General features: G+C 70.8%; 24 protein-coding genes and 1 riboswitch. Of the genes, 11 read left to right on the top strand and 13 right to left on the bottom strand.

Annotated features, from left to right (window positions below; genetic code table 11):
- Positions 1 to 163 precede the first annotated feature (163 nt).
- Positions 164 to 667: a hypothetical protein gene (locus ACTJKJ_RS09305; RefSeq protein WP_297380882.1), complete on the bottom strand. Its 504-nt coding sequence runs from the start codon at positions 665 to 667 to the stop codon at positions 164 to 166.
- Complete coding sequence (locus ACTJKJ_RS09300) at positions 664 to 1,329, bottom strand: RNA polymerase sigma factor (protein WP_297380885.1); 666 nt, start codon at positions 1,327 to 1,329, stop codon at positions 664 to 666. Before ACTJKJ_RS09300 ends, ACTJKJ_RS09305 begins: the two co-directional genes overlap by 4 nt.
- Before the next feature lie 617 nt (positions 1,330 to 1,946).
- On the opposite strand from ACTJKJ_RS09300, the gene ACTJKJ_RS09295 reads away from it, so the two are divergent.
- Both ACTJKJ_RS09295 and ACTJKJ_RS09290 read left to right on the top strand, forming a co-directional pair.
- Complete coding sequence (locus ACTJKJ_RS09295; RefSeq protein WP_091730025.1) at positions 1,947 to 2,708, top strand: sulfite exporter TauE/SafE family protein; 762 nt, start codon at positions 1,947 to 1,949, stop codon at positions 2,706 to 2,708.
- Between the two features lie 155 nt (positions 2,709 to 2,863).
- Entirely contained in the window at positions 2,864 to 3,682 is an 819-nt protein-coding gene (locus ACTJKJ_RS09290) for an HDOD domain-containing protein (RefSeq protein ID WP_297380890.1), read from the top strand.
- 89 nt (positions 3,683 to 3,771) lie between these two features.
- Here ACTJKJ_RS09290 and ACTJKJ_RS09285 read toward each other — a convergent pair whose 3' ends face one another.
- A complete protein-coding gene (locus tag ACTJKJ_RS09285) occupies positions 3,772 to 5,070 on the bottom strand; it encodes a GGDEF domain-containing protein (protein ID WP_297380893.1) in 1,299 nt (432 codons plus the stop codon).
- A 276-nt stretch (positions 5,071 to 5,346) separates the two neighbouring features.
- A riboswitch (FMN riboswitch) is annotated at positions 5,347 to 5,519 on the top strand.
- Positions 5,520 to 5,626: 107 nt separating this feature from the next.
- Here ACTJKJ_RS09285 and ACTJKJ_RS09280 point away from each other — a divergent pair.
- Positions 5,627 to 6,109: a 6,7-dimethyl-8-ribityllumazine synthase gene (locus tag ACTJKJ_RS09280; RefSeq protein WP_091731838.1), complete on the top strand. Its 483-nt coding sequence runs from the start codon at positions 5,627 to 5,629 to the stop codon at positions 6,107 to 6,109.
- Positions 6,110 to 6,308: 199 nt separating this feature from the next.
- On the opposite strand, the gene ACTJKJ_RS09275 is transcribed toward ACTJKJ_RS09280, so the two are convergent.
- The 3 genes from ACTJKJ_RS09275 to ACTJKJ_RS09265 form a co-directional block, all read right to left on the bottom strand.
- Positions 6,309 to 7,241, bottom strand: coding sequence for a pseudouridine synthase (locus ACTJKJ_RS09275; RefSeq protein ID WP_297380896.1), 933 nt, complete (start codon positions 7,239 to 7,241; stop codon positions 6,309 to 6,311).
- Between the two features lie 114 nt (positions 7,242 to 7,355).
- Positions 7,356 to 8,318, bottom strand: coding sequence for a TIGR02285 family protein (locus tag ACTJKJ_RS09270; protein ID WP_440820253.1), 963 nt, complete (start codon positions 8,316 to 8,318; stop codon positions 7,356 to 7,358).
- Positions 8,300 to 9,601: a UDP-N-acetylglucosamine 1-carboxyvinyltransferase gene (locus ACTJKJ_RS09265; RefSeq protein ID WP_091730040.1), complete on the bottom strand. Its 1,302-nt coding sequence runs from the start codon at positions 9,599 to 9,601 to the stop codon at positions 8,300 to 8,302. The genes ACTJKJ_RS09270 and ACTJKJ_RS09265 overlap by 19 nt, the downstream gene beginning before the upstream one ends.
- Positions 9,602 to 9,834: 233 nt before the next feature.
- Between ACTJKJ_RS09265 and ACTJKJ_RS09260 the strand changes: the two genes are divergently transcribed.
- A complete protein-coding gene (locus ACTJKJ_RS09260) occupies positions 9,835 to 10,965 on the top strand; it encodes an RDD family protein (protein WP_440820252.1) in 1,131 nt (376 codons plus the stop codon).
- 200 nt (positions 10,966 to 11,165) lie between these two features.
- Here ACTJKJ_RS09260 and trhO read toward each other — a convergent pair whose 3' ends face one another.
- On the bottom strand, positions 11,166 to 11,990 hold the full coding sequence (gene trhO, locus ACTJKJ_RS09255; protein ID WP_440820251.1) for an oxygen-dependent tRNA uridine(34) hydroxylase TrhO: 825 nt from the start codon (positions 11,988 to 11,990) through the stop codon (positions 11,166 to 11,168).
- A 145-nt stretch (positions 11,991 to 12,135) separates the two neighbouring features.
- On the opposite strand from trhO, the gene asd reads away from it, so the two are divergent.
- The 4 genes from asd to ACTJKJ_RS09235 all read left to right on the top strand — a co-directional run bounded on the left by asd (position 12,136) and on the right by ACTJKJ_RS09235 (position 16,738).
- Positions 12,136 to 12,984 (top strand): archaetidylserine decarboxylase, encoded by an 849-nt coding sequence (asd, locus tag ACTJKJ_RS09250; RefSeq protein ID WP_440820250.1) that lies wholly within the window; start codon positions 12,136 to 12,138, stop codon positions 12,982 to 12,984.
- Between the two features lie 144 nt (positions 12,985 to 13,128).
- Positions 13,129 to 14,442, top strand: coding sequence for a tryptophan--tRNA ligase (locus tag ACTJKJ_RS09245; protein ID WP_440820249.1), 1,314 nt, complete (start codon positions 13,129 to 13,131; stop codon positions 14,440 to 14,442).
- 154 nt (positions 14,443 to 14,596) lie between these two features.
- The gene (locus tag ACTJKJ_RS09240; protein ID WP_091730058.1) at positions 14,597 to 16,300 is read left to right on the top strand and encodes an AMP-binding protein; all 1,704 of its coding nucleotides are present in this window, start codon (positions 14,597 to 14,599) and stop codon (positions 16,298 to 16,300) included.
- 33 nt (positions 16,301 to 16,333) lie between these two features.
- Entirely contained in the window at positions 16,334 to 16,738 is a 405-nt protein-coding gene (locus ACTJKJ_RS09235) for a YkvA family protein (RefSeq protein WP_440820248.1), read from the top strand.
- A gap of 7 nt (positions 16,739 to 16,745) precedes the next feature.
- On the opposite strand, the gene ACTJKJ_RS09230 is transcribed toward ACTJKJ_RS09235, so the two are convergent.
- Positions 16,746 to 17,642: a LysR family transcriptional regulator gene (locus tag ACTJKJ_RS09230; protein ID WP_440820247.1), complete on the bottom strand. Its 897-nt coding sequence runs from the start codon at positions 17,640 to 17,642 to the stop codon at positions 16,746 to 16,748.
- Positions 17,643 to 18,068: 426 nt separating this feature from the next.
- Entirely contained in the window at positions 18,069 to 18,392 is a 324-nt protein-coding gene (locus tag ACTJKJ_RS09225) for a DUF4148 domain-containing protein (RefSeq protein WP_221211165.1), read from the bottom strand.
- A 399-nt stretch (positions 18,393 to 18,791) separates the two neighbouring features.
- Here ACTJKJ_RS09225 and ACTJKJ_RS09220 point away from each other — a divergent pair, with 399 nt between their 5' ends.
- Complete coding sequence (locus ACTJKJ_RS09220; protein WP_297380925.1) at positions 18,792 to 19,460, top strand: LysE family translocator; 669 nt, start codon at positions 18,792 to 18,794, stop codon at positions 19,458 to 19,460.
- 78 nt (positions 19,461 to 19,538) lie between these two features.
- The gene (locus ACTJKJ_RS09215; protein ID WP_440820246.1) at positions 19,539 to 20,885 is read left to right on the top strand and encodes an MFS family transporter; all 1,347 of its coding nucleotides are present in this window, start codon (positions 19,539 to 19,541) and stop codon (positions 20,883 to 20,885) included.
- 19 nt (positions 20,886 to 20,904) lie between these two features.
- Here ACTJKJ_RS09215 and ACTJKJ_RS09210 read toward each other — a convergent pair whose 3' ends face one another.
- The 4 genes from ACTJKJ_RS09210 to ACTJKJ_RS09195 form a co-directional block, all read right to left on the bottom strand.
- The gene (locus ACTJKJ_RS09210) at positions 20,905 to 22,554 is read right to left on the bottom strand and encodes a SulP family inorganic anion transporter (protein WP_440820245.1); all 1,650 of its coding nucleotides are present in this window, start codon (positions 22,552 to 22,554) and stop codon (positions 20,905 to 20,907) included.
- A 71-nt stretch (positions 22,555 to 22,625) separates the two neighbouring features.
- Entirely contained in the window at positions 22,626 to 23,411 is a 786-nt protein-coding gene (locus ACTJKJ_RS09205; RefSeq protein ID WP_440820244.1) for a hypothetical protein, read from the bottom strand.
- 140 nt (positions 23,412 to 23,551) lie between these two features.
- Entirely contained in the window at positions 23,552 to 24,688 is a 1,137-nt protein-coding gene (locus ACTJKJ_RS09200; RefSeq protein WP_440820243.1) for an HD-GYP domain-containing protein, read from the bottom strand.
- 177 nt (positions 24,689 to 24,865) lie between these two features.
- Positions 24,866 to 25,981, bottom strand: a complete 1,116-nt coding sequence (locus tag ACTJKJ_RS09195; protein ID WP_440820242.1) for an alkene reductase — start codon at positions 25,979 to 25,981, stop codon at positions 24,866 to 24,868.
- Between the two features lie 96 nt (positions 25,982 to 26,077).
- On the opposite strand from ACTJKJ_RS09195, the gene ACTJKJ_RS09190 reads away from it, so the two are divergent.
- The gene (locus ACTJKJ_RS09190; protein WP_343607999.1) at positions 26,078 to 26,989 is read left to right on the top strand and encodes a LysR family transcriptional regulator; all 912 of its coding nucleotides are present in this window, start codon (positions 26,078 to 26,080) and stop codon (positions 26,987 to 26,989) included.
- Position 26,990: the final 1 nt, after the last annotated feature.

The raw sequence follows: 26,990 nt of genomic DNA, 5'->3' as shown, positions 1-26,990 counted from the left end.
TCGGGGGCGGGCGCTGGCTGCGCGGGGACCGCGGTGGCGGCGAACGCCAGGGTGAGGGCTGCGAGTGGGGGGAAGGCGGTGTTCATGGCGGTCTCCAGGAAACAGGGCAGCGGGAATGAAGAGGCAGGGCGATCCATGTCGAGCGATGAGGACGTCGGTCGGTTCAGGGCATGACGCGCATCGCGAGCACGTCGCCGGAGGCATGGACGAGCAGTTCCGCCCGCACTGGGGCTGCGGCGTCCGTGGGGTCGTAAGGCAGGCCCAGCAGGGCCAGCCGCTCGCGCGGCACTTCGGCGGGAACGAGCCAGGCGGTGCTCGCGCCGGCCTTTTCATAGGCAGCCCAGCGGTCCGCGGACACCAGCACGATGAAGCCGCTGCCGGGGTTGCCCATCACGGTGGCGCCGGACTCCCCCGGTGGCGCCGAGCCCAGCAGCCACACGCAGGCGACCAGCACCGACGCGCAGAGCGCGGGCCCCGCCAACGCCCAGCGCCACCGGCCGGCCTTGGCGGCCTTCTGCCGGGTGTCGAACTGGCGCCGCATCGCGTCGAGCACCGCGTCATCGCGTTCGCGCGACGGGGCGCGTTGTCTCAGGTCCTGCGCGACGGCCCAGAGCCAGTCGGCCAAGCGAGCGGTGCGGGGTGGGGAGGGGTCGGTGGTCTTCATCATGCGGACTTCGATGAACGGTCGAACGCGGCGGTGTCGGCGCCGGGCCGGCACTCGTCCTGCAAGGCGGCCAGCAACCGGGCGCGGCCCCGGTGCAGCCGGCTGCGCAGCGTGTTGAGCTCGACGCCCGCGATGCGCGCCGCCTCGGCATAGGGGCGCTCCTGCAGGTCGACGAGCACCACCGCTTCGCGAAAGGTCCAGGGCAGCTGCGCCAGGGCCGCCCAGACGCGCGCATGGTCCTGCGCGCGGACCAGCTGCTGCTCGGGCGCCTCGGCCGGGTCGCCGGCGGTCTCGGCGTCGGTCTCGTCATGGGCGACCGGGCGGTCTCGCCAGCGGCCCAGCAGGTGATGTCTGGCCATGCCGGCGAGGTAGGCACCGAGCGTCCCGCGGCCCGCGTCCCAGCCCTCGGGCCGGCCGGCGAACTGCACGAAGGCCTCCTGCATCGCGTCCGCCGCCCAGTCGGCCTGGCCGCACAGGGCCAGCGCGTAGCGATAGACACCGGGCGACTCGCTGCGATACAGCGGCTCCAGCGCGCTGGCATCGCCCTGGCGCAGGCGGCGCACCAGCGCCGCGCTGGTGGCGCAGGAGGTCGACGCCGAACGGGTGCCGGGCTCGGCGTCGGGGTTCGGGCGGGCGCGGCCGGCCAGGCGGGTCCACAAGCTCATCGGCGTTCGGCGTGGTCGTTGCGTCGGTGGCGGAGCGGCGACCGGCGGTCGCCAAGGAGTTCGGCAGCGCGAGACCGCGTCTCGCAGCATGACCGTATTGCGCGGGCCGCTCCAAAAGTTCCCGCCACGCAAAAAAGAACAGCCCGCCAGCGCGCGCACCACCCCCATGTTTCAGGGAAATGACACCTTCGCGCCACACTGGCGGCCCTCGCCCACGAGCGAGAACAGTGCGGCGTGCGATGTTCGCAAATCGTTTTCGTTGGGGCCATTTTGCGCAAGTGAGGGCCGGCTAACCGTTCCATCTTGGTGCATGCGCCGGGTGAAAACCCCAAGTGCGTGCATGGGGACCGGGTCCTAGCATCCATCCCACTCGACGCGACACCCGTCCCGCGCCAGCGACAAGCCGACGCCAAGGGGGTTGCCTACGGGGGCTGAGGAGACAAACAGATCAAACCAACACCAACGAATCGCAGTGACACTGTCACAATTCGCGGGCACCTGAATCAGGTGCCCGTTTTGTTTTCGGGGTCCGGTGTTGTGCGTTCCCAGCGATCGTTCGCGGCCCATGTCCGCAGCCTGGCGACCGAGGCTGCCCCTGCCCTTGCGAATCGCTGTTCATGATCGAGTTGTTCACCGCGGCCGTCGCGTCGCTGCTGGCCGGTTTTGTCGATGCCGTCGTGGGCGGCGGCGGGTTGATCCTGGTTCCCGCGCTGTTCAGCGTCTATCCCAATGCGGCGCCGGCCACCCTCTTCGGCACCAACAAGGGCGCCGCCATCTGGGGGACCGCCTGGGCCACCCATCAATATGCGAAGCGCGTGTCGCTCCCCTGGCTGGCGTTGATGCCGGCGGCGGGCGCCGCGTTGGTCGGCAGCTTCGCGGGCGCCTGGGCGGTGACGCAGGTGGATCCGAGCGGGCTGCGCAAGGCCTTGCCGGCGATCCTGCTCGGCGTGCTGCTGTACACGCTGGCGAAGAAGGACCTCGGCCGGCACCATGCCCCCCGTCACGAGACGACGACGCAGACGCTCATCGCCAGCGCGATCGGCCTGACGATTGGCTTCTACGACGGTTTCTTCGGCCCGGGCACCGGCAGCTTCTTCGTCTTTCTCTTCGTGCGCCTGCTGGGCTTCGATTTCCTGCACGCCTCCGCGACCGCCAAGCTGCTGAACACGGCGACCAACTTCGCGGCGCTGGTGCTGTTCGCGGCCAAGGGCCACGTCTGGTGGCACGTCGCCGCGGTGATGGCGGTGGCGAACGTCCTCGGCAGCCTGGTCGGCACGCGCATGGCGCTGGCCAAGGGCGCCGGGTTCGTGCGCGGCATGTTCGTCGTCGTGGTGTCGCTGCTGATCCTCAAGACGGGTTACGACGCCTTCCTGCGCTGACACTGCGCCGCGGACCTCGCCGCGGCCGCCGGCGTACACCGTACCCGGGAACGCCAAACGCCCCGTGAACAACTCGTCACCGGCTGTCCGCCAAAGGCGGGATGCCGGCGTCCCGCCGCCCGGGCTACCATCCGACCAAACAACCGCTGCTCACCATGCCTGTCGATCCTCAACTGCGTGCGCTGGATATCGAGATCCCGACCCAGCCGGAAGTGCTGGTCAAGCTCTCGCTGCTGATGGCGGACGAGGACATCGACCTGCAGGCCGTCTCCTCCCTGGTGGAAACCGACATGGCGCTGGCCGCCGCCGTGCTGAAGGCGGTGAATTCCTCGCTCTACGGCCTGCGTGGCCGGGTCCAGACGGTGCATCAGGCGCTGACCTACCTGGGCATGCGCGAGGTCGCCGCGATCACCTTCGAGATGGGCCTGCGCGCCGCCTTCCCGCCCGCCGTCGAGCTTGAACCGGTCTGGTCTCGCGCCGCCAAGCGCGGCCTGCTGATGGGCCGCATGGGGCAAATGCTCGGGGTCGATCCCTGGGCGGCGCACTCGGCCGGCCTGTTCGAGGAATGCGGCAAGGCGGTGCTCTACCGCCACGCGCCCGGGCATTACCCGGCGATGCTGCGGGCCGCCGGCAGCGACAAGGAACTGGTCCAGCTGGAACACACCGCCTTCGGCGTCAGCCATGACGCGCTGGGTGCGGCCCTGTGCGAGAGCTGGGGCCTGGCGCCCGCCGCCGTGGCCAGCGTCAGATACCACGTGCAGGTGCAGGACGAGCTGAAGATGCCCGAGGCCATGCAGCGCCGCGGCGTCGGCGCGATCTCGCTGGTCGCCTGGACGCTGATGAACAAGCCGGAATCGCTCGACGAGACGGTGATGGAGATCGCTCCGCAGGCGCAGCTCGACGAGACGTTGATGCTGCGCGCCGCGCGCCGCGTCGAGGAGCAGCTCCAGCAGGCGGAATCGCGCGGCCGCTGATCGCGCCGCCGCCGACCGCTCCGGTCGCGCCGCGCCCGTTGCCACGACGGCCGCCCTCCGGGGCGGCCGTTCCGTTTGGGAAGACGGGTTCAGGACGCCAGGCAGAGCCGGTCGCGGCCCATGTGCTTGGCCAGGTAGAGGGCTTCGTCGGCCGCCTGCATCAGCGCCTGCGGGCTCAGGTAGGGATGGCCGGGTTGCGAGGCCGCCAGGCCGGCGCTGAGGGTCACGATGCCTTCGTCCGGTGCACCGTCGGGGAGCGCGCCATGCGGCACCGCGAGCGAGCGCCACGCGTCGCACAGCGTCTCCATCAGCCCCTGCGCCGCCTCGGCGTCCAGGCCGGGCAGCAGCACGGCGAACTCCTCGCCGCCCAGGCGTGCGACCAGGTCGGTGTCGCGCTGGAAATGCTCCGCCAGCAATCGGGCCAGGCGGCGCAGCACCTCGTCGCCGGCGCCGCGGCCGTGGTGCGCGTTGAACGGCTTCAGGTGATCGATATCCAGGATCGCCAAGGCCAGGCGGCCCTGATCGCGCTGTGCGCGCTTGAATTCGCGCCGCAGCGCCGCGTCGAACTCCCGCCGGTTCGCGATGCCCGTCAGCGCGTCGTGCCGCTCCATCGAGGCCAGCTCCCTGCGCTTGGCCTCCAGCGACCGCTCCGCCTGCTGCAGGGCTCGATGCTGGCGCGCGATTTCCTCGCGCATCTCGCGCCCACGCGACTGCTCGCGATGCAGCTCGTCGCCGAGCGAGGTGCGGACATGGTCGATGGCCTGCTCCAGCTGCAGCAGCTCGCGCGGTCGCGGCTCGTGGGCTTCCGGCCAGAACGGCGAGGGCGGCGGCAGTGTCGGATCGAAGCGGCTGGCCTGCTCGGACAGCCGCCGCAACTGCTGCAGCACCCAGCGGTCCAGCAGCAGCACCGCGGCCAGCCCGAGCGCCGTCGCGATGGCCAGGTGGATGAGCGTGCTGCGCAGCAGCGGATCGCGTCGCAGGGTATCCAGCACGGTCGCGGCGGTGGCCTGCAGGCGCAGCTCGCCGGTGTCGGCGAGGGAGAACTCGGCGCTCTCGCCGGGCTCGCCGTCGTCGTCGGACAGGGCACGGAACTGCTCGCCGTCCGGCGTGCGCAGTTCCACGCGGCGCAGCTTGTGGCGGGTCAGGATGTGATGCAGCAGGCCATGGACCGCTTCCGGCTTCTGGGGGCGTTGCTGCAGGCTGTAGGCGAGGGGGCCGGCATACATCAGGGGGATGGCGCTCAGCTCCGCGCCGGTCTCCGCGGCGCGCTGCAGCGTGGTCTGGCGCAGCTGCCAGCCGCTGGACAGCACGATCAGCAGCAGGCCCAGCGCGAGCAGCGCCAGCAGCGGGCGCGCGCCGAGCGAGATGCGGATGGCCTTGTGGGTCATGGGTGGATGCCAGGGCCGCGACCGGAGTCGCGGCGGGTCGCCGTCAAGTCACCGTCGAGCCATTGTGCCGAGCCGCGCCCGGCGCTTTCCCCGGGGAAACTCCAAGCGGGACGTCGCCCGGCGTTCCCCGCGGCGATCCGGACGGGCCGTCGGCGGATCGAGGATCGCCCCACCGACCCTTCCCTTCAGGGTCTTGCGCCGAGGCGACATCGACGCCGCGCCGCGCTGCCTAGAATCCGCCCGCCCCGCCGCGCTTTCCCCCGAAGGCGCGAGGGGCAGCGTTCTCAGGGCGGGGTGGAAGTCCCCACCGGCGGTATCCGGGACGCGGTCGTCAGGCCGTCGATCCCGGGAGCCCGCGAGCGCCCAGCATCGCCCTTGCGGTGCCGGGGTCAGCAGACCTGGTGAGAGGCCAGGGCCGACGGTCACAGTCCGGATGAAAGAGATCGCGTCCATCGTCGGCCTCGCGGGCCGGCGCAAGCGTTCGCGCCTGCGCCGCCGGGCGGCCGCGTTGTGCGTGCGCGCCCTGATTCATCGTTCCACCTTGCAAAGGGTTCACATGAATCAGACCCCCCTCCACTCCCCCTCCTCCGCCGTCCCCCGCGTGGCCATCGTGTCCGCGAGCTGGCATGCCGACCTGGTCGGCCGATGCCGGGAGGCCGCGATCCGCGGCCTCGAGGCTTCAGGCCCCGTTCGCGTCGAGACCTTCGAGGTCCCCGGCGCCTTCGAGATCCCGCTGCATGCGATGAAACTCGCCCGCGGCGGGCAGTTCGATGCGGTGCTCGCCTGCGCGCTGGTCGTCGACGGCGGCATCTACCGCCACGACTTCGTCGCGCAAGCCGTCATCGACGGGCTCATGCGGGTGCAGCTCGATACCGGCGTGCCGGTGTTCTCGGCGGTGCTGACGCCGCTGGCCTTCCACGAGCATGCGACGCACCACGGGTTCTTTCACGAGCACCTGGTGGTCAAGGGCACCGAGCTCGCGAGCGCTTGCCGTGCGACCCTGGCGGCGTTGCGGCGGCTCGATGCGTTGACGGCTTGAGCGGGCGCGCTCGACGTAAAGACGGGCGAGGCGCTTGAGCGCCCTGCTGGCGGTGCTCGCGTGCCGTCGCCAAGCGCGGCCCATCACAGGGCATGGGGCGTCCCGTCCGGGAACCCCAAGCCCTGTTCCGGGCCCAGTGAGATCCAGGCGCTCGGGCCTTATCCAGGTCCGGGCCCAGTGAGATCGTGGTACTCGGGCCTTATCCAGGCGCGGGGGACCCGGCCAGCTTCAGGGAAGTCACGAACTTCCGCGGCTGGCCGCTGATCGGATCGGTGAAGGCGATCTCGCGCGCCAGCAACTGCAGCGGCCGGCTGAAATCCACCTCGTCCTCGACCGGGCGCAGCACCGGATAGATGCGGTCGCCCTCGATGGGCAGACCCAGCGCGCACAGCTGCGCTCGCAACTGGTGCTTCACGCCGCTGTGCGGCCGCAGCTCGTAACGGGCGCGGTCCGCGGCCAGGCGCTCGAGCAGCGCAATGCGCGTGCGTGCGTTCGGCTCGCCCGCCACCGTGCGCATCTGCATGAAGTCCACCGGATGCTCCTCGAGACGACTCTCATAGTCGAAAGGGAGCCGCGCGGCGACCTCGTCGCGCCACGGGGCAATCGCCTCGTAGACCTTCTCCACATCGCGATCACGGAAAAGGCGCTGGTAGGCGTCACGCGTCGCGGGCCGGACCGAGAACAAGGTCAGCCCCGCGGTCTCGCGGTCAAGCCGGTGGATCGGACTCAGGTCCGCCAAGCCCGTCTCCCGGCGTAGCCGCGTCAGCAAGGTCTGCTGCACGTAGCGGCCCTTCGGCGTCACCGGCAGGAAGTGCGGCTTGTCCGCCACCAGCAGGTGCTCGTCCAGATGCAGCACGCGCACCTGGCCCGGGACCTCGGGCTCCGCCGCGAGCCAGCGCCAGTAGTAGAGGCGCCGCTGCGCCCGGTAAGGTGCGTTCGGTGCGAGCGGCGTGCCGGCGTCGTCCAGCACGTCGCCACGCTCCATCCGCACCGCCCAGTCGTCGCGCGCGACCAGCGGCAGCCGCTCGGCCAGGAAGTCCAGCACCAGCGGCCACGACCCCGGCGGGCAGGCCAGCGCGCTCGCGGCAACACCGTCTCGCAACGGCAGGTCGAGCTTGGGAGGGCGGGCCATGGCGGGTCGTCGAAAAGCGTCGAGGGGGCGGTGAGCGGGACCGGTGAGCGGGGCCGGCGAGCGAGGTCGGTGGGCGGGAGGGGACCTGAGGAGGGCGGTCGTTCGATCGGGCGATCACTCGATCTGTGCGGGTCCGCGCGCGCGTTCGTCGAGGAAGCGGTTCAGTCGCTGCAGGTCGTCGGCGTCGATCGGCGTGCCCTTGCGCCAGGCCTTGATCCAGGCCTCGCGCTGCGGGTCGGCGGCGAGCTGGCGCACCGCCTGGTCCATGGCCTCGATCGCGCGCCGGCCGTCCGGCGTGCGGCTGCAGCCGGCGGTGGCCACCAGGGTGCTGCGGCCCTCGACCAGCGGCAGCTTGACCAGCTCCGGCGGTCCCGCGTGGCTGGCGCTGAAGTCGTCGACGGTCACCGGGTACTCGAGCGTGTAGTCCATCCGCCGGGCGCGCAGCATCGGCAGCAGATGGGCGCCGCGGCCGGCGACGACCGAGCGCGGCGCCCGCTCGGGATGCTCCGCGAGCAGGCGGTCGATGCGCGGTCCGAAGCTGCGGTCGCGCGGCAGCAGGCCGGTGAGGTCGGTGCGGCGCAGCAGGTCGGCGAGCTGCAGGGGCTGGCCGTTCGACGCGAACTTCGCCAGGTCCTCGCGGCGCACCACCACGTGGATCTGGCGCGAGAGCATCGGCGGATGGAGCGTGGTGAAGTACAGCCACTGCAGTCGCTCGGGCGTGCGCACGTGCAGCACGGAACAGATCGTCTCGCCCTGGCGCACCTGGGCCTCGAAACGCGGCAGGCTCAGCTCGATGAACTCGTGGCGGTACTGCGGCATGCGCTCGATGAGCAGCCGCAGGAAGCCGTCGACCTCGCCGTCGCCGAGGTCCTCGACGCGTTGCGGCGGCCGCTTGTCGCGGTAGGCGAAGTGCGGCGGCATGTCCTGCACCAGCCAGCGCAGCACGGGCGGCGCGGAGGGAGCGGCCGCTGTCGCTCCCGGTGTCGCGCCGCGTGTCGCGCCCGGCGGCGTCGGCTGCGCGGCGGCGCAGGCCGCCGTCAGGATCGCCCAGGCGGCGATCAGTCGCCGTCGACCCATTCCACCTTGGCGCCGAGGCGGGTGATGTTCTCGGCGAACTGCGGATGCGCGCGACGGACTGGCGTCGCGTTGCGGATGACCGACTTGCCGGGGATGCTGGCCGCCACCATCAGCAGCGCGATCGCGACGCGGATGATGTAGGGGCTCTCGACCTCGGCCGGGCTCAGCGTCTTGCCGCCGAAGGTCACCATCCGGTGCGGGTCCGAGAGGAAGGCATGGGCGCCGAACTTGGACAGCTCCGTGGTCCAGCCCATCGCGCCGTCGTAGACCTTGTTCCAGAACATCACGCTGCCCTCGGCCTTGACGCCCAGCGCGACGAAGATGGGCAGCAGGTCCACCGGCAGGTAGGGCCAGGGCGCCGCCTCCACCTTCTGCAGGATGTTGCGGGTGAAGGGCTCCTTGACCTTGAGCTTGCCGTCGACCACCGCGTGCGACCAGCCGTCCTCGTGGACGATCTGGACGCCGAACTTGGCGAAGGTGCGGTCGATCAGCGGGAACTGTTCCGGATGCGAGTTCTTGACTCTCACGTCGCCGCCGGTGATGGCGCCCAGGGCGAGGAAGGTCACGATCTCGTGGAAGTCCTCGGCGAAGGTGAACTCGCCGCCGCCCAGTTCCTTCACGCCGTGGATGGTCAGGCGCGAGGTGCCCAGGCCCTCGAGCCTGGCGCCCAGCATCTGCATGAACTGGCAGAACTCCTGCACGTGCGGCTCGCTGGCCGCGTTCATCAGCGTCGAGGTGCCGTGCGCCAGCGCGGCGCAGAGCACGAAGTTCTCGGTCGTGGTCACGGACGCGTAGTCGGTCCAGTGGTCGTTGGCCTTGAGCTGGCCGGGGACCTGCAGCAGCAGGCCGTCGGCAGCGCGGTCGACGCTGGCGCCGAAGCGCTCGAAGACCTCCACGTGCGGATCGATCTCGCGCGCGCCCAGCGTGCAGCCCTTGACGTCGTCCTCGATGCGCGCGGCGCCGAAGCGCGCCATCAGGCCCGGCACCAGCATGATCGACGAGCGCATCTCCTCGGGCAGGTGGTCCTTGGCCGCGTCGAAGTGGGTGTCCCGGTGATGCAGGTCCAGCACGCCGCTCTTGAAGTCCACGGCGACATGGCTGCCGAGATTGCGGAAGACCTCCAGGATCTTCTTGACGTCGGTGATCTCCGGCACGCCGTGCAGCCGCACCGGTTCGCGGGTCAGCAGCGTCGCGCACAGGATGGGCAGGACGGCGTTCTTGTTGGCCGAGGGAACGATGCGGCCCTTCAGGGGCGAGCCGCCGTGGACGATGAGATTGGACATGGCCTGGCGCGGAGCGCGCGGTGGGAATCGGTGGGCGAGCGCGAATTATCGGGGGTCGTTCGATGGCCCGGCGCCCGGTCGGGACATGGGGCGACATCTTGCAACGCGGCCGGACCGCCCGCCAGCGCGCGTCCCTTCCGGCGCCGGAGGAAAACTTCCGCCCGCTCGCTGCGTCGCCGCTAGGGGAAGTCATGGGCCTGCGGGCCGGGTCCCCCTCGCGACAATGCCGGCCCATGACCACGCCCGTCGATCCATCCCCGTCGGCTGCCGCCCCCGCGCTGCCCGACAGCCCGGCGCCCGTTTCCCTCCCCACCACCGCCACCGCAGCCGTTACCGCCTCTACCACCACGGCGGCCGCAGCCGTCGCCTCGGCAACTGTCGCCTCCGCTGCGGTTCCCGCTCGCGCTGCCCCGACCGCCCCAAGCGCTGCGACCGGCGAGGCGCCGCAGGACCCGCGCGACTGGATCACGCCTGAGGACCTCAACGTCGCGCCCGCGTTGCTGGGCCTGCCACTGGCCTCGCCGTGGCAGCGCGCCAAGGCGATGGCGGTCGACGTGACCCTGGTGACGGTGCTTTCCAACTTCGGCAACACGCCGCTGCTGGCGGGCTTCTGCTGGATCGCGTGGCGCTGGCACAAGCACCAGCGCGCCTCGCGCGGCGAGTTGCGTGCGGACAGCGGCTGGCTCGGCTGGGCGCCGGCGCTGTGCCTGGTCGCGTTCGGGCTGTACTCGAGCACGATGGAGCACATCGACGAGCCGACGAAGCAGGCGCGCCGCGAGGCCGTCGCCGCCGCTTCCCCTGACCGGAACGACCGCTCGGACGACGAGTCCGAGGACGCCGGCGCCGAGACGAAGGACCTGGTGAAGGCAGCGGTCGCCGCGGCGGCCTCGGCCGCGAGCGCGGGCGAGCTGGATCTGGCGCGGCTCGAGCACGACCGCGAGTTGCAACGCAAGGCTGACCGGGTGCGCATCAAGGCCTTGCAGGAGGAGGTCCGCAAGCTCAAGGACGAGGCCAAGCGCTCGCCGATCGAGAAGCTGCGTCACTGGTGGGAGCTGGTGGGCCTGAACCTGGCCTGGGCCTTTGCGTATTTCGTTGCTTTCCCGCTGATCTGGCCGGGCCAGACGCCGGGCAAGAAGCTGATGGGCCTGCGCATCGTCGAGCTCACCGGCAAGCCGCTCAAGCCGATGCTCTGCGTGCGCCGCTACGGTGGCTACGCGGCCGGCGCCACCACGGGCGGCATGGGCTTCCTGCAGATCCTGTGGGACGCCAATCGCCAGGGCCTGCACGACAAGGCCGCCCACACCGCGGTCATCGACATCCGCAACCCCCGCCGCCTGCGCCTGACGGAAGACCTCACCGGCTGACCGCCCCGGCCGCTCCGCCAAGGCCCGACGTCAGCGAGCGCCCGTCCCGCGCTCACGAAAGACCTCGCCGGCGACCACCCCGGCCGCTTCGCCAAGGCCCGCCGTCAGCGAGTGCTTGTGGGGCCGGAACGATGCGGGGGGTTCACGGACGTGATGCCCCCCGCGTCGTGGAGTGCCCGCGCCTGGCCCAACGGAGTCGATCAGCCTTTCGAGGGATCCAAGCGCCTCGCCCGCGCCAACCGCCAGGCTTCGGCCGGATCGTCCCCATAGACCTCTTCCGCCGTCGTATCGGTCTCCCTCCGCTGGGTGTCGATCGCGATGCGCTTGTCAAAGACGAAGCACTCTCCGCGCCAATCCACCTCGGCATCGGGCATCTGTTCGAAGTAGTTGAGGATGCCCCCATCGAGCTGCCGCACCGTCAAGCCGCGCTGGGCCATCCAGCCGGACATTTTTTCGCAGCGGATCCCGCCGGTGCAGTACATCGCGACGGTCTTCCCCTCGCGACGCCAGGTTTCCGCGTGCGCTTCGACGTACGCGGGGAAGTCGCGGAAGTGCCGCACGCCGGGGTCGATGGCGCCTTCGAAATGGCCGAGCGTGAACTCGAAGTGGTTGCGGTTGTCGAGCACGACGACGTCGTCTCGCCGGATCAGCTCGCGCCATTCGCTTGGCGAGACGTGGGTGTCGCGCGGGTCGGCCAGGCCGGTGACGCCGTCCAGTCCGAAGGCCACGAGTTCCGGCTTTTCATGCACCTTGAGCAGCGTGAACGGCCGCGTGGTGCAGAAGCTGCGTTTGAAGTGCAGGTCGGCGAAGGGTGGCTCGGCGCGCAAGGCGGCCTCGTAGGCGTCGAGCGCCGGCACGGGGCCGCCGAGTGCGCCGGTGATGCCTTCGGGCGCCAGCAGCAGGTTGCCGCCGATGGCGTTTCCGAGAGTCTGGTTGAGCTCGCGCAGGCGCTGGGCGAGCGCGGTCGTGTCGTTCAGGCGGACGAACTTGTAAAACGAGCTGTGCTGGTGCTCGGGGGCGGCCATCGGGGGGGGCAGAGGGGTGCAGAAGAGGGAAACCGCGATGGTACCGGGGGACGTGCGCCGCCCGGGACCAACCCGGGTGCGGGACCGTTCCTTGCCCGCCTAGAATCCGCCACCCTTTTTCCCGCCCTTCCGGGGGCCCACCGCTGTGTCCGATCGCCTTGCCGTCCTGCCTCAATACCTGATGCCCAAGCTGGCCATGACGCGCTTGGCCGGGCGCTTGGCGAGCGCGGAACTGGGCGGCTTCACGACCTGGACGATCCGGCGCTTCATCGACCGCTACGGCGTGAACATGGCCGAGGCGGCCGAGTCCGATCCCGCAGCGTATGCCAGCTTCAATGAGTTCTTCACCCGCGCACTCAAGCCCGGCGTTCGCCCCCTGGCGGATGCGCCGCTGATCTGCCCGGTCGATGGTGCCATCAGCCAGTTCGGCCCGATCCGCGCGGACCAGCTCTTCCAGGCCAAGGGCCACCAGTATTCGACGGCGGCGCTGCTGGGCGGCGACCAGCACCTGGCCGCGCAGTTCCGCGACGGCCATTTCGCGACGATCTACCTCAGCCCGCGGGACTATCACCGCATCCATATGCCCTGCGGCGGCCGCCTGGTGCGCATGGTCCATGTGCCGGGCGACCTGTTCTCGGTGAACCCGCTCACCGCGCGCGGCGTGCCGGGCCTGTTCGCGCGCAACGAGCGCGTGGTCTGCCTCTTCGAAGGCGAGTTCGGCCCCTGGGTGCTGGTGCTGGTCGGCGCGACCATCGTCGGCTCGATGGCCACGGTCTGGCATGGCGTCGTCAATCCGCCAAGACCGGGCCGTCCGCGCACCTGGCATTACGAGAACGAGCATTTCAGCTACGAGCGTGGCGCCGAGATGGGCCGCTTCCTGCTCGGCTCGACCGTCGTGATGCTGTTCCCGAAGCATCTGCCGATGCAGTTCAACGCGCATTGGCAGCCCGGCAGCGCGGTGCGCCTGGGCGAGCCGATGGCGACGCTGGGCTGACGCGCCTCCCCCGGCATCCCCCTCAAGGGCTCCCTCCACGCATCCCCCGGCGCCTCCCCCAACGCATCGCCATTGGAGGGGGCCCGCGCCGACCCGCCTTTGCGGGACAATCGCCGTTTTGCGAAACGACGGCGACGAGCTCCCATGACCCTGCGTGTCCTGACCGGCATCACGACCACCGGCACCCTGCACCTCGGCAACTATGTCGGCGCGGTGCGCCGCGCCATCGCGGCCAGCCGCGAGCCCGGCGTCGAGAGCTTCTTCTTCATGGCCGACTACCACGCGCTGATCAAGTGCGACGAGCCGGCCCGCATCGAGGCCTCGCGCCTGCAGATCGCCGCAACCTGGCTGGCCGCCGGCCTGGACACGAGCCGGGTGGTGTTCTACCGCCAGAGCGACATCCCCGAGATCCCTGAACTCACCTGGCTGCTGACCTGCGTCACCTCCAAGGGCCAGATGAACCGCGCCCATGCCTACAAGGCCTCGGTGGATGCCAACGTCGCCGCGGGCGAGGACCCGGACGCCGGCATCACGATGGGTTTGTACAGCTATCCGATCCTGATGGCTGCGGACATCCTGATGTTCAACGCCCATCGCGTGCCGGTCGGCAAGGACCAGGCGCAGCACATCGAGATGGCGCGCGACGTCGCGCAGCGCTTCAACCACACGTTCAAGGCCGAGCTGTTCGTGCTGCCCGAGGCCAGCATCGACGAGGAGATGGAGCTGCTGCCGGGCCTGGACGGCCGGAAGATGTCCAAGAGCTACGACAACGTGATCCCGCTGTTCGAAGGCGGCGCGAAAGCGCTGCGCGAGGCGATCTCCAAGATCGTGACCGACTCGCGGCTGCCCGGCGAGCCCAAGGAGACCGAGGGCTCGCACCTGGTCCAGATCTACGACGCGTTCGCCACGCCGGCGCAGCGCCAGGCCTTCCGCGCGGCGCTGCACGGCGGCCTGTCCTGGGGCGAGGCCAAGGACCAGCTGTTCGCGCTGGTCGACGCTGAGATCGGCCCGATGCGCGAGCGCTACGACGCGCTGATGGCCAATCCCGAGAAGATCGAGGCCATCCTGATGGAGGGCGCCGCCAAGGCCCGCGCCATCGCCGCGCCGCTGCTGGCCCGTGCCCGCGAGGCCGTCGGCCTGCGCCGCTTCCAGCCGCTGGCCGCTCCGGTCGCGCAGGCGGTCAAGGCCAAGTCGACCGTCCCCGCGTTCAAGCAGTACCGCGAGTCCGACGGACTCTTCTACTTCAAGCTCCTCGCGGCAGACGGCACGCTGCTGCTGCAGAGCGCCGGCCTGCCGCAGGGCAAGGAAGCCGGCCAGTGGGTCACCAAGCTCAAGCGCGAAGGCGCTGCGGCGCTCGATGGCGCGCCGGTGTCCAGAGAAGTGGGCGACGAGCTGTTGCTGCCGGCGCTCGAGGCGCTGGTCGCGGCGGAACTCGAGGCGGCGGCCGCCAAGGGCTGAGCGTCTACCCCCCGTGTCCAAAGGAAACCCTGGTTTAGGGTGCCAAGTCGATCACGGTCATCGAAGAAACCCGCTCGTTGCCTCGCGCGGGCCGGCGTAGTCTCCGGCGCTGATTCCGTCCGGTTTCAGCACCATCACAACAAGGAGACCCCCGATGTCCACGACCCGCCTGCCGGCTGATTCCCTCGCGCTGCAACGCCTGTACGCCTGGGAGCTCGACACGCCGAACCGGGTCACGCTGCGCCAGCCGATGGGCGGCGGCGTGGTGAAGGACTTCACCTGGAAGGAGGTCGCGGACCAGGCCCGCCGCATGGCCGCCCACCTGAAGACGCTGGGCCTGGAGCAGGGCTGGGAACCGGGCGCGCGTGTCGCCATCCTGTCCAAGAACTGCGCCTGGTGGCTGATGAGCGACCTCGCCATCTGGATGGCGGGCTACGTCAGCGTGCCGCTGTACCCGACGCTGGCCGCGGACACCATCCACCAGATCCTCAGCCACAGCGAGTCCAAGCTGCTCTTCGTCGGCAAGCTCGACGGCTGGGAAGGCATGCGGCCCGGCGTGCCGCTGGGGCTGCCGTGCATCTCCTATCCGGTCTCGCCGGAGGACGCTCAGGACGCCTACGACCACTGGGACGCGATCTGCGCCGAGACGCCGCCGCTCAAGGGCAAGCCGACCCGCGGCGCCGATGAGCTGGCCACCATCATCTACACCTCCGGCACGACCGGCGCGCCCAAGGGCGTGATGCACTCGTTCGGCAACTTCGCCTGGGCGATCGGCTCGGGCCTGAAGCGCATCCCGCTGACCGAGTCCGACCGCATGCTGTCCTACCTGCCGCTGGCGCATGTGGTCGAGCGGGCGCTGGTCGAGCACGGCTGGCTGCACACCGGCATGACGGTGTACTTCGCCGAGAGCCTGGACACCTTCGCCGCCGACCTGCAGCGCGCCCGGCCGACGGTCTTCTTCTCGGTCCCGCGGCTGTGGACCAAATTCCAGCAGGGCGTGCAGGCCAAGGTGCCGCAGCCCAAGCTCGAGCGGCTGCTCAAGCTGCCGATCATCGGCAAGCTGGTGCGCCGGAAGATCCTCAAGGCGCTGGGCCTGGACGAATGCAAGTTTGCCGCCGGCGGTGCCGCGCCGATGCCGGTCGCGCTGCTGAAGTGGTACCGCGCGCTGGGCCTGCCGATCAACGAGGGCTACGGCATGACCGAGAACCTGGCGCTGTCCCACATCACCGTGCCAGGCCAGGACCAGATCGGCAGCGTCGGCCCCGCCTACGACGGCGTGCAGGTGCGCCTGGATCCGATCACCGGCGAGCTGCAGATGAAGAGCCAGGCGCTGATGCTGGGCTACTACAAGCAGCCCGAACTGACGGCCGAGACGCTCACCGCCGACGGCTGGCTGCACACCGGCGACAAGGCGGAGATCTCCGACAAGGGCGCGCTGGCGGGCTGCGTGCGCATCACCGGCCGGGTGAAGGACCTCTTCAAGACCAGCAAGGGCAAGTACGTGTCGCCGGCGCCGATCGAGGACCGGCTGTCGACGCATCCCGCGATCGAGGCCTGCGCGGTGACCGGCGCCAATTTCGCGCAGCCGGTGGGCATCGCGATGCTGTCGCCCGAGGCCGCCGCGCGCGACCGCGGCGCGCTCGAGCAGGAACTGGCCGCCCACCTGGAGAAGGTCAATGCGCGCCTGGACCCGCATGAGCAGCTCGAGTGCCTGATCGTGACGGCCACGCCGTGGACGGTCGACAACGGCCTGATCACGCCGACCTTCAAGGTGCGCCGCAACCGGGTCGACGAGGTCTACGGCCCGCGCCTGGAAAACTGGATCGGCCAGCGCCGGAAAGTCATCTGGGCCGACTGAGCCTCGCTCGCACGATGAGGGCATGATGCGCGGATGAAACGCGGATCCCTCAAACGCTGGGCGGCCCTGCTCAAGGGCGAGCTGCTCACCGTCTTCTACGCGGCCCGCGATCCCGAGGCGCCCTGGCTGGCGCGCCTCGTCGCGATCGCGGTCGCCGCCTACGCGCTCAGCCCGATTGACCTGATCCCGGATTTCATCCCGGTGCTGGGCCTGCTCGACGACCTGATCCTGGTGCCGCTGGGCTTCTGGCTGGTGCTGCGCCTGATGCCGCCGGCGGTGATCGCCCGGGCGCGCCAGCGCGCCGCCGCGCAGCGCGGCCGCTTGCCGCGCAACCTCAAGGTGGCCGGCGCGATCGTGATGGTGTGGGTGCTGCTGCTGGCGCTGGTCGTCATGTGGCTGGTGGGCCGCTCCGGCGGCGCGCCCGCCGGGACCGTCTGAGCTCGCGTCAATCGGGCCCGAGGCCCTTATTCGCCAGCGTCTCCGCCACCCACTCGATGAAGACGCGCATGCGCGCCGAGACATAGCGGTTGGGCGAATAGACCAGGTAGACCGGCACCGCGTTGTGATGCCATTCGGGGAACAGCGGCACCAGCTCGCCGCTGTCGAGCTGGTTCTGCACCGCGTACCGGGCCAGCTGCACGACGCCCAGGCCGGCCAGGCCGGCCGCGACATAGGCGTTGCTGTCGTTGACGTCCAGCCGCCGACGGCCTTCGATCTCGACGCGCTCGTCGCCGCGATGGAAGACGAAGGGGAACACCCGCCCGGTGCGCGACGAGAAGTAGCCCACCGCCTGGTGCGGCTCCCGGTCCAGGTCCTGCGGCGCCAGCGGCGTGCCGTGCTTCTGGAGGTAGGCCGGCGCGGCGCAGGTGCAGAACTGGATCTGCCCGACCCGCCGGGCCACCAGCCCGGCATCCTGCACCGCGCCCACGCGCAGCACGAAATCGACGTTGTCGACCAGCAGGTCGATCGCGCGGTCGCTCACGCCCAGCGCGATCTGGATGTCGGGGTAGCGGTCATGGAAGTCCGCCAGCGCCGGGATCAGCACCCGCGAGCCGGTCAGCGTCGTCACGTCCACGCGCAGGCGGCCGCGGGGCTTGCTCTGGTCGTGGAGCATCCCCTGGTCGATGGCCTCCAGCTCGCTGAGCAGGGCCATGGTGCGCTCGTAATAGGCCGCGCCGTCCTGCGTGACGCTCACCTTTCGGGTGGTGCGCGTCAGCAGCTGCACCCGCAGCCGCGCTTCCAGGGCCTGCACCAGGCGCGTCAGGCTGGCCTTGGGCAGGTCCATCGAGTCGGCCGCCTTGGTGAAGCTGCCGGTTTCCACCACCCGGGCGAACGCCCGCATTTGCACGATCCGGTCCATCGACACCCTCGCTCTGGCGGCCCGGGAGATGGGGGACTGCTGGCGGGCCGACGGGCGATTCTCGGGGAATCCGCACGGTCGTGCGCGTTCCGCTCCGAATCGGCCTTTTGCGCCGCGTTCTGGCGCCCCGCTTCAGCGCGCCGGGGCGAATATCGATTGAATATCTCCTCGATCGACACGAGTATCGATTCGTGCGTCACTCTGAATTCAACTTAAAGCCGACTTAAGCAAAAGAAAACCCCCTCGGCGAGCGTTGGCTCATCCGAGGGGGGTATAGGCGGTCGGCGACGGACAGGAGGGTGGAGTGCGGAGAACCGCCGCCGACCAGGGCCGAAGCCCTTGACCCAAAAATCGCTCTCAGGAATCTATTGTTCGAGTTCTCTCAGGAGGGGACAGGAAACGAGTCGCTCAGCGGCCGGCGACGGCGGTGGCCGGGGCGCTGCCACCGAACTTCTTCACCAGGGTCGCGTAGTACGGCGAGCTGCGCAGTTCGGCGTAACGCGCCTTGGCGGCGTCGCGGCGGGCGTTGTCGTAGCCGTAGGTCTCCGACTGCTCGACGGCGGCCAGGCCCGATTCGCGGTAGATCTCCAGGTCGGCCAGCACTTCGGCGCGGCTCACGGCGCTGGGGGTGTTGACCGGCTGGGTGTGGGGGTTGTCGTTGGCCATCGCACTGCCGGCCACCAGGGCGGCGGAAGCGAACAGGACGGAAGCGAGGATGTTCTTGGTGCTCATGATCTTTCCTTTCGGTTTCGGTCCCAGGGCGATCAGCGAAGGGGCACGGGGTGGAGGATTCGACCCGACGATTGCGCTTGGGATGCCACTGGGTTTCTCTTGAATTCCGCCGGTTGCCCGGAGGTTTCAGTCGTCGCCTGGTGGAGATTTCCTGGAGCGGTTTCGATGTGTCGATGGGCTGAACTATGAGCGATAAGGGTTGACCCTTAAATCCGTTCGCTTGCAACACTCCGTTGAAAAGATCGGAACAATCGGCATTCGCGCCGGCGGCGGCCGATATTCCCGGGCGCAGCGCGCGCGGCGTCCCCCGGAAGGGGCGTGATGGCGCATGGCGCCCGCCGCGCCGGTGGGAAGGGCGAGGGGGCAGGCATGATGTCGGCCTTTCGGGAGACGCCTTCGATGCTCGGTACCCACGACCTCGGCCTGTTCATCGCCTCCGGGCTGCTGCTCAACATGACACCCGGTCCGGACTCGCTCCTGATCATGGCGCGCAGCGCCACCCAGGGTTTCCGCGCCGGCTCCGCCGCCGCGCTGGGCATCGGGGCCGGCACCTGCGTGCATGTACTGGCGGCGGCGCTGGGACTGTCGGCGCTGCTGTCCGCTTCGGCGGCGGCCTTCACCGTGGTCAAGCTGCTCGGCGCGGCCTACCTGATCTACCTCGGCGCGGGGATGCTCTTCAAGCGTCGCGCCGCGGCGGCGGAGAGCGGCTCCCCCGGATCCCTCCAAGGCATGCCCCCGCCGGCGCCATTGCCGCTGCGCCAGATCTTCGCGCAGGGCTTCCTGACCAATGTCTTGAACCCCAAGGTCGGGCTGTTCTTCCTGGCCTTCGTGCCGCAGTTCATCTCGGCCGACGCGCCGAGCAAGGCCGCCGCCTTCCTCTTCCTGGGGGCGATCTTCAACGTGAACGGCTTGGTGTGGTGCCACCTGCTGGCCTGGTCGAGCGCCGCCGCGGGTGCCCGCGCGCGCGGTCAGGCCTGGGCGCAGGCGCTGGGCCGCTGGCTCAACCGCGGCATCGGCGCGCTGTTCCTGGCCTTCGGCGTGCGCTTGGCGGTCGCCGAGGTGGGCTAGCCCGACCGCGGTGCGCGTGGCGTTCGGTTCGTCCGAACCGGACGTGAGGGATTTCCATCGCGGGAGTAGTCTGCCGGCATGACTGCCAAGACTCCTCCCCTGACCGGCGGTGCGATGCCGCCGGCGTCCGGCCAGCCCGGGCACTACACGCCGCACGAGAAACGCGATCGCATCCTGGCGATCGTCGGCGCCTCCTCCGGCAACCTGGTCGAGTGGTTCGACTTCTACGTCTACGCCTTCACCTCGATCTATTTCGCGCACGCCTTCTTCCCGAAGGGCGATCCGACGGTCCAGCTGCTCAACACCGCGGGCGTGTTCGCGGCCGGTTTCCTGATGCGGCCGATCGGCGGCTGGCTGTTCGGCCGCATCGCCGACAAGCAGGGCCGCAAGACGGCCATGATGATCTCGGTCCTCATGATGTGCGGCGGCTCGCTGGCCATCGCCTTCATGCCGACCTACGAGACCATCGGCGTGATGGCGCCCACCCTGCTGCTGCTGGCGCGGCTGTTCCAGGGGCTGTCGGTGGGGGGCGAGTACGGCACCAGCGCCACCTACATGAGCGAGGTGGCGCTGCGCGGACAGCGCGGCTTCTACGCGTCCTTCCAGTACGTGACGCTGATCGGCGGCCAGCTGCTGGCGGTGCTGGTGGTGGCGATCCTGGAGCAGACCCTGACCGACGCCCAGATGCACGCCTGGGGCTGGCGCATCCCGTTCGTGGCGGGCGCCGCGACCGCGGTGATCGCCTTCTACCTGCGCCGCTCGCTGGCCGAGACCGCCAAGGCCGAGCAACTCGAGCGCAAGGAAGCGGGATCGATGCGCGAGCTGTTCAGCAAGCACATGAAGCCCTTCCTGATCGTGCTGGGCTTCACCGCGGGCGGGTCGCTGGCCTTCTACACCTACACCACCTACATGCAGAAATATCTGGTGCTGAGCGTGGGCATGGACAAGAAGGTGGCCAGCACCGTGATGACCGCGGCGCTGTTCGTCTACATGTGCATGCAGCCGCTGTTCGGCGCTTTGTCGGACCGCATCGGGCGGCGCACCTCGATGCTGTGGTTCGGCCTGCTCGGGGCGCTGGGCACCTGGCCGCTGCTGTCGGCGCTCAAGGGCGTGCACAGCCCCTATGCGGCCTTCGGGCTGATCGTCGTGGCGATGGCCATCGTGTCGCTGTACACCTCCATCGGGGGCCTCATCAAGGCGGAGATGTTCCCGCCCGAGATCCGCGCGCTGGGCGTCGGGCTCTCGTATGCGATCGGCAACGCGATCTTCGGCGGCTCGGCGGAGTACGTCGCGCTCAGCCTCAAGGCGGCGAATGTCGAGAGCGCGTTCTACGTCTACGTCTCGGTGATGTGCCTGTTCGCCTTCCTCGTCTGCTTCCTGATGCCGGACCCGCGCAGGCATGGGCATCTGAACGACGTGCATTGACGCCGGGAGGCGCGAGCGATCAGCGCCCTTCCCGGTCCTGCATGCCCAGGTGGTGGGACAGGTACAGCCGGCCGCGGAACCAGGACTCCCAGCCGCTGACCTTGAGCCGGTCCAGCACCGGCCCCTTGACCTCGCTGAGGTCGAGGCGGCGGCCCTGGCGCTCCAGCGTCTCGTGCAGCTCCTTGAGCGCGCTCAGGCCGCTGAAGTCGATGGCGTTGACCGGCGACATCTGCAGCAGCACCCGCTTCGTCGTCGGGTGCGTGTCCAGGTGGGCCTGGACGACGTCGGCGAGACTGCGGCCGTTCAGGAACAGCAGGCTCTCGTCGATGCGCAGGCCCAGCACCTCGGGGTCGAGCACGACCTGGTGGCGCTCGACGTTGCGGTAATGCTCGGTGCCGGCGATGCGGCCGATCAGGGCCACATGCGGCCGCGCGCTGCGCTGCAGCAGCAGCGCGATCGCGCCGGCCACGCCCAGGCCCAGCGCGGCGGTGATGCCGACGAAGATCACGAGCAGCGTGACCGCCACCATCAGCAGCGCCTCGGCGCGCGCGTAGCGCCAGGCGTCGGCATAGGGGCCGAACTTCAGCCCCGACAGGACCGCCACCATGATGCTGGCCGCCAGCACCGGCTTGGGCACCCAGGCCAGCAGCGGGGAGAGCGTCAGCAGCACCACGCCCATCAGCGCGGCGACGAAGACGCCGGTCATGCGAGTGCGGCTGCCCGCGTCGCTCATCAGCACGCTGCGCGAGAAGCTCGCCGCCGCCGGCATGCCGCCGGACACCGCCGCCGCCAGGTTGGCCGCGGCCAATCCCATCAGCTCGCGCCGCGCATCGACGCGCTGCCCGACCCGGCGCGCCAGCGATTCCGCGACCGCCAGGCTCGAGACATAGCCCAGCAGCCCGATCAGCGCCGCGCCGGGCAGCATCGCGGTCCAGAGCTCGGGATCGAGCCGCGGCGGCGTGAAGGCCAGCGCCAGCGGCGGCAGCTCGCCGACGCGCGGCAGGCCTTGCGGGTCCCAGGCCCAGGCGATGCCGATGCCGGCCAGCAGTACCGCCAGCGGCGCGATGCGCGAGACGAAGCCCTTGGGCAGACGCCGCACCGCCACCAGCGTCAGCAGCGAGACGACGCCGAACAGCGCCGCGACGCCGCGCCCGTCGAAGCCGTGGGCATTCAGCGAGCGCCAGAGCTCCGGCAGCGTGCCGCCGCTGGCGGCCGAGCCGATCAGCACCGGCAGCTGGCTGGCAGCGATGGCGATGGTGGCGCCGGACTCGAAGCCGTGCAGCACCGGCACCGACAGCAGCGCGGCCAGCGCATGCAGGCGCAGCAGCGCCGCGGCACCGAGGAACAGCCCGACCTCGGCGGCCAGCACCAGCGCGGCCTCACTGGGGCTGACGCCCGCCGGCGCCAGCTGCAGCGTCTGCATGATCATCAGCGCCAGCACCGCGACCGGGCCGATGTTCAGGAAGGGACTGGAGCCCAGCGCCGCATAGAACAGCGGCGGCAGCAGGCTGGCGTAGAGGCCGACCTGCGGCGGTAGGCCCGCGAGCATCGCGTAGGCCAGGCTCTGGGGAATCAGGAGCACGCTGACCACCACGGCGGCGACGAGGTCGTCGCGCAAGGCGTCGCGCAGGTAGGGCCGCAAGGCGGCGAGGGACGGCAACGGCGGCATGAACGGGGGCGCCGCGGCAGCAGCGCGGCGCGCGGCAGTATAGGGGCCGGGCCGCCCGGCGCCGCCCGCGCTCAGAGGATCAGCGGCCCCGCGGATGGTCCCGTGGGCAGTGGCGGCAGGCGCGGCAGCAGCAGGTCCAGGCTCAGGCGCAGCGTCAGTTCCTCGCCGCGCGGCAGCAGCGCCAGCCGCGGCGCGTCCGCCGTCCACAGCCCCAGCTGGACTGAGTTGCGCGTCGGATGGCGCTCGAAGCGCAGCGTGTCCAGCGGCGCGGCCGCGCGCGCCAGCACGAGGCGACCGCCCGCGCCGCTCAGCGAGGCGACGCCGCACCAGGGCTCGCGCAGCTCGACGCGGCCGCGCTCGATGCGGCGCACCAGGTCCATGGTGTCGTCCAGCCAGGCGGCGTCGGCGAAATCCTCGGGAAAGTGCATCAGCCAGCCGAAGCGCGCCGGCAGCGGCATGCGGCTCAGGTTGCGCACCGACAGCGACCACTCCAGCCGATGCTCGTCCAGCCGCAGGGTCTGGCTCGCCTGGAAGCCCCAGGTGCCGGGCGCCGAGCGGCCGGGATGCAGCATCAGCGTCACCTGGTCCGGCAACTGCTGGGTCACCTGCCAGGGCTGGTCGAAGGTCATCGGGTCCGGGACCAGGGCGTCCATGCCTTCGGCCACCTCGGTCGGCGCCTCGAGCCGGGCCGCCGCGCCGCCCACCAGCGCGCCGCGCTCGGTGATCAGCGGTCGCAGCCACGGCTCGTGGCCGCCCGGTCGCGCCTGGCCCAGCCAGCGCAGGCGTCCGCCCCGGGCCGGCGCGACCACCGCCCGCCACGTTCCCGACTTCAGTTCCAGCTCGCGCCTCACATGCATCCCCCGTTTGATCGAACGGGTCGCAGTCTGCGCGGGCGGGCGCGCCAAGGCGTCCACCCATAGGAAGGCGGCCCCCGACAGGTGCCACCCATCGGGGTGGGCCGAAAGCAAGAGTGAGCCGGTGCCGCGCCGGCAATGCCTCAGGCGCCGGCGATCAGCGTCGCGATGCGCTCGTCGGACAGGCGGATCGGCGCGGCGTTGGCCGGCAGCAGCGCGACCACCGCGTGGTCGTCGCGGCTGCTGTCGCGCAGCACCGGCGTGTGCCGGGGCTCGCCATTGGCATTGGTCAAGACGCTCACCATCGGGCGATGCGCCTTCTCGCCATTGCGCACGACCAGGCCGACCTCGCCGCTGGCCAGTCGCACCAGGCTGCCGGGCGGGAAGATGCCGAAGGCCTTGATCAGCGCCGCCGCCAGCGGACTCTGCGCCGCCATCTGGTGGAGCTCGCGGCCGGCCTGCGCCGCGCTCATCGCCGGCCGGTTGGCGCGGCTGCTCAGCCGCGCGGTGTAGACGTCGGCGTAGCGCAGCATCTCGGCCAGCTCGCCGATGTCGCCGATGCCGTGCGGGTAGCCGCGGCCGTCCGGCGTCTCGTGGTGCTGCAGCACGGCTTCCAGCCAGTCGTGGTCGTCGATGCCGGCGGCGCTCAGCATCTCGACGCTGCGGATCGGGTGCTCATGGATGGCGTCGCGCTGCATCGAGGTCAGCGGCGACACCTGGCTGGACAGCCGCGCCTGCAGGTCCAGCATGCCCAGGTTCATCGTCAGCGCGGCCTGGAAGGCCCGGCGCTGGTCCTCCGGCCCCCAGCCGAGGTAGCGCGCCGCCGCCTGGCAGGCGGTCGCGGCGTGCAGGGAGTGCGTCACGCCGTAATGCCCGGTGCCCGTGCCGGGCTGGCGCACCACCTGGGCGAGCGCCACCTCGGGCGAGCTGTCGATCAGCGAGAGCAGCAGCGTCGTCGCGCCGTCGAGCGCGTCGGCCATGCGGTCGGGCGCGGCGGACAGCGCGTTGCGCACGTCCTGCATGCCGCGGTCCCATTCCTCGGGCAGGCGGTCGCGCAGGTAGGCGGGCGAGCGCGTCGGCTGCGGCTGGCGCATCGCCTCGGTCAGCTCGTGGACCTCCACCAGCGCGCCGCGGCCCATCAGCGCACGGAGCTGGGCCTCATCGGCGATGACCTGCCCGCGCGCCAGCAGCAAGGTCCGGTCGGCGTCGCGCACGCTGAAGGCGAGCGGCTGGCCGAGGACGATGCGGTTCTTGACCGATGACAGTGAACAGACACGCATGAAGGGGCGCGGTGAGCGGAGGGAGGACCGGCCGCGCTCGACATGTCTGAAAGTTGTAACGCGGGCGGCCCGGACTCTACATCGTCCATCCCTCGCCGGGCTGAAGCCCGGGGGCCGCCCCTCCCCCTGCCGGGCGAGGGAAGCGCCGACTCCGTCACGAATGGGGAGGACGCGGGGTCAGGTCGCGGTGATCGCGGGGTAGTCGCTGTAGCCGGCCGCGCTTCCGCCGAACAGCGCCTGCGCGTCGAAGCTCGCCAGCGGCAGGCGGCCCGCGAGCCGGGCCGGCAGGTCCGGATTGGCGATGAACGGCCGCCCGAACGCGACCAGGTCCACCAGCCCCGATGCCAGCAGCGTCTCGGCGCGCGGGGCGTCGTAGCGGCCCGCGACGATGATCCGGCCGGCGAAGGCCCGGCGCAGCGCCCGGCGGAAGTCCTCAGGCACCTGCGGCGCGTCGTTCCAGTCCGCCTCGGCCAGGTGCAGGTAGCCCACGCCGCGGCGCGACAGCTCGGCGGCGGCCTCGAGGATGGTCGGGATGATGTCCGGGCAGGCCATGTTGCGGGCGGTGATGTAGGGCGCGACCCGCACGCCGATGCGCTCGGGCGCCACCTCGGCGGCCACCGCGTCGACGACTTCCAGCAGGAAGCGCAGGCGATGCGCGCGCGGTCCGCCGTAGGCGTCGTCGCGATGGTTGGAGGTGGTGCGCAGGAACTGGTCGATCAGGTAGCCGTTGGCGGCGTGGATCTCCACGCCGTCGAAGCCGGCGCGCATCGCGTTGGCGGCGGCGCGGCGGAAGTCGTCGACGATGGCGCGGATGCCGTCGGTCGTCAGCGCCTGCGGCACCGGGCAATCGACCATGCGGCCGACGCCGTGCTCGTCGGCGACCCAGACCTGGGCCTCGGGCGACAGCGCGGACGGCGCCACCGGCAGGCCGCCGTCGTGGAAGACCGGATGCGACATCCGGCCCACATGCCAGAGCTGCAGCACCATGCGGCCGCCGGCGCGGTGCACGGCGCGGGTCACCAGGCGCCAGCCCTCGACCTGTGCCTCGCTGTGGATGCCCGGCGTGAAGCTGTAGCCCTGGCCCTGCGGCGACACCTGCGTGGCCTCGCTGACGATGAGCGCGGCGCTGGCGCGCTGCGCGTAGTACGCGGCCATCAGCGCATTGGGCACATTGCCGGGCTGCGAGCTGCGGGCCCGGGTCATCGGCGCCATCACGACGCGGCTGGGCAGCGTCAGCGGGCCGAGGGTCAACGGAGTGAAGAGATCGGTCGAAGGGAGAAGGGAAGCGGTCATCGTCGTTCCAGGTTGTTTGATGGTCGCCAGTCTGGAAGCGATGGCCGGCCAGTTGAGCCGGGTGGCGGTCGAAGCTTTTTCAAAGAAAATCGAACGATGACCCGGATCACCGACCTCGAACTGCTGGTGCGCATCGCCGATCTCGGCAACCTCACGGCGGCGGCCAAGGCGCTGGACTGGTCGCCGGCCGCGGCCAGCGCGGCGCTCAAGCGGATGGAGGAGCAGCTCGGTTTTCCGCTGTTCGTGCGCAGCACGCGCAGCCTGCGGTTGTCGGGCGAGGGCCAGCGCTACCTGCCGCATGCGCGGGCGGCGCTGCGCGCCCTGACCGACGGGCGGGACGAGGCGCTCGCCGGGCGCGAGGCGCTCAGCGGCGTGCTGCACCTGACCGTGCCCTCGGACCTGGGCCGCCATGTGCTGCTGCCGTGGCTGGAGCAGTTCCAGGAGCGCCACCCGGCGCTGACGCTGCGCCTGCAGATCGGCGACCCGCTGACCGACCTGCTGCGCCGGCCGGTCGATGCCGCCGTGCGCTACGGACCACCGGCCGGCAACGCGCAGGTCGCGCTGCCGCTGCTGCCCGATTGCCGCCGCGTGCTCGTCGCCGCGCCGCATTACCTGGCGCTGCACGGCCTGCCGACCTCGCCCGAGGACATGGCGCGCCACGAGGCGCTGCGCTACCTGCGCGCGGGCGAAGTGCCCACGCATTGGCCGGTGTCGATCGCCGGCGAGCCGGTGAACCTGCCGCTGGCCGGCCGGCGCGTCGCCGACGACGGCGAGGTGGTCAAGCGCTGGGCGCTCGCCGGGCTGGGCATCGCCTACAAGTCGTGGCCGGACGTGGCCCAGGAACTCGCCAGCGGGCAGCTCGTCCACGTCCATCCGCACTGGCGCGGCGACCCGTCGCCGCTGCATCTCGTCGTGCCGGGTCGCGCGCAGCTGTCGCCGGCCCTGCGGCAGCTGCGGGATGAACTGCGCCGGCGGCTGGAGGAGTTCGCGCGCTCGATGCCGCGCTGAG

This window comes from Roseateles sp. 22389 (assembly GCF_052044995.1).
Classification (GTDB): domain Bacteria; phylum Pseudomonadota; class Gammaproteobacteria; order Burkholderiales; family Burkholderiaceae_C; genus Roseateles.
This window is presented reverse-complemented; position numbering and strand designations above follow the sequence as displayed.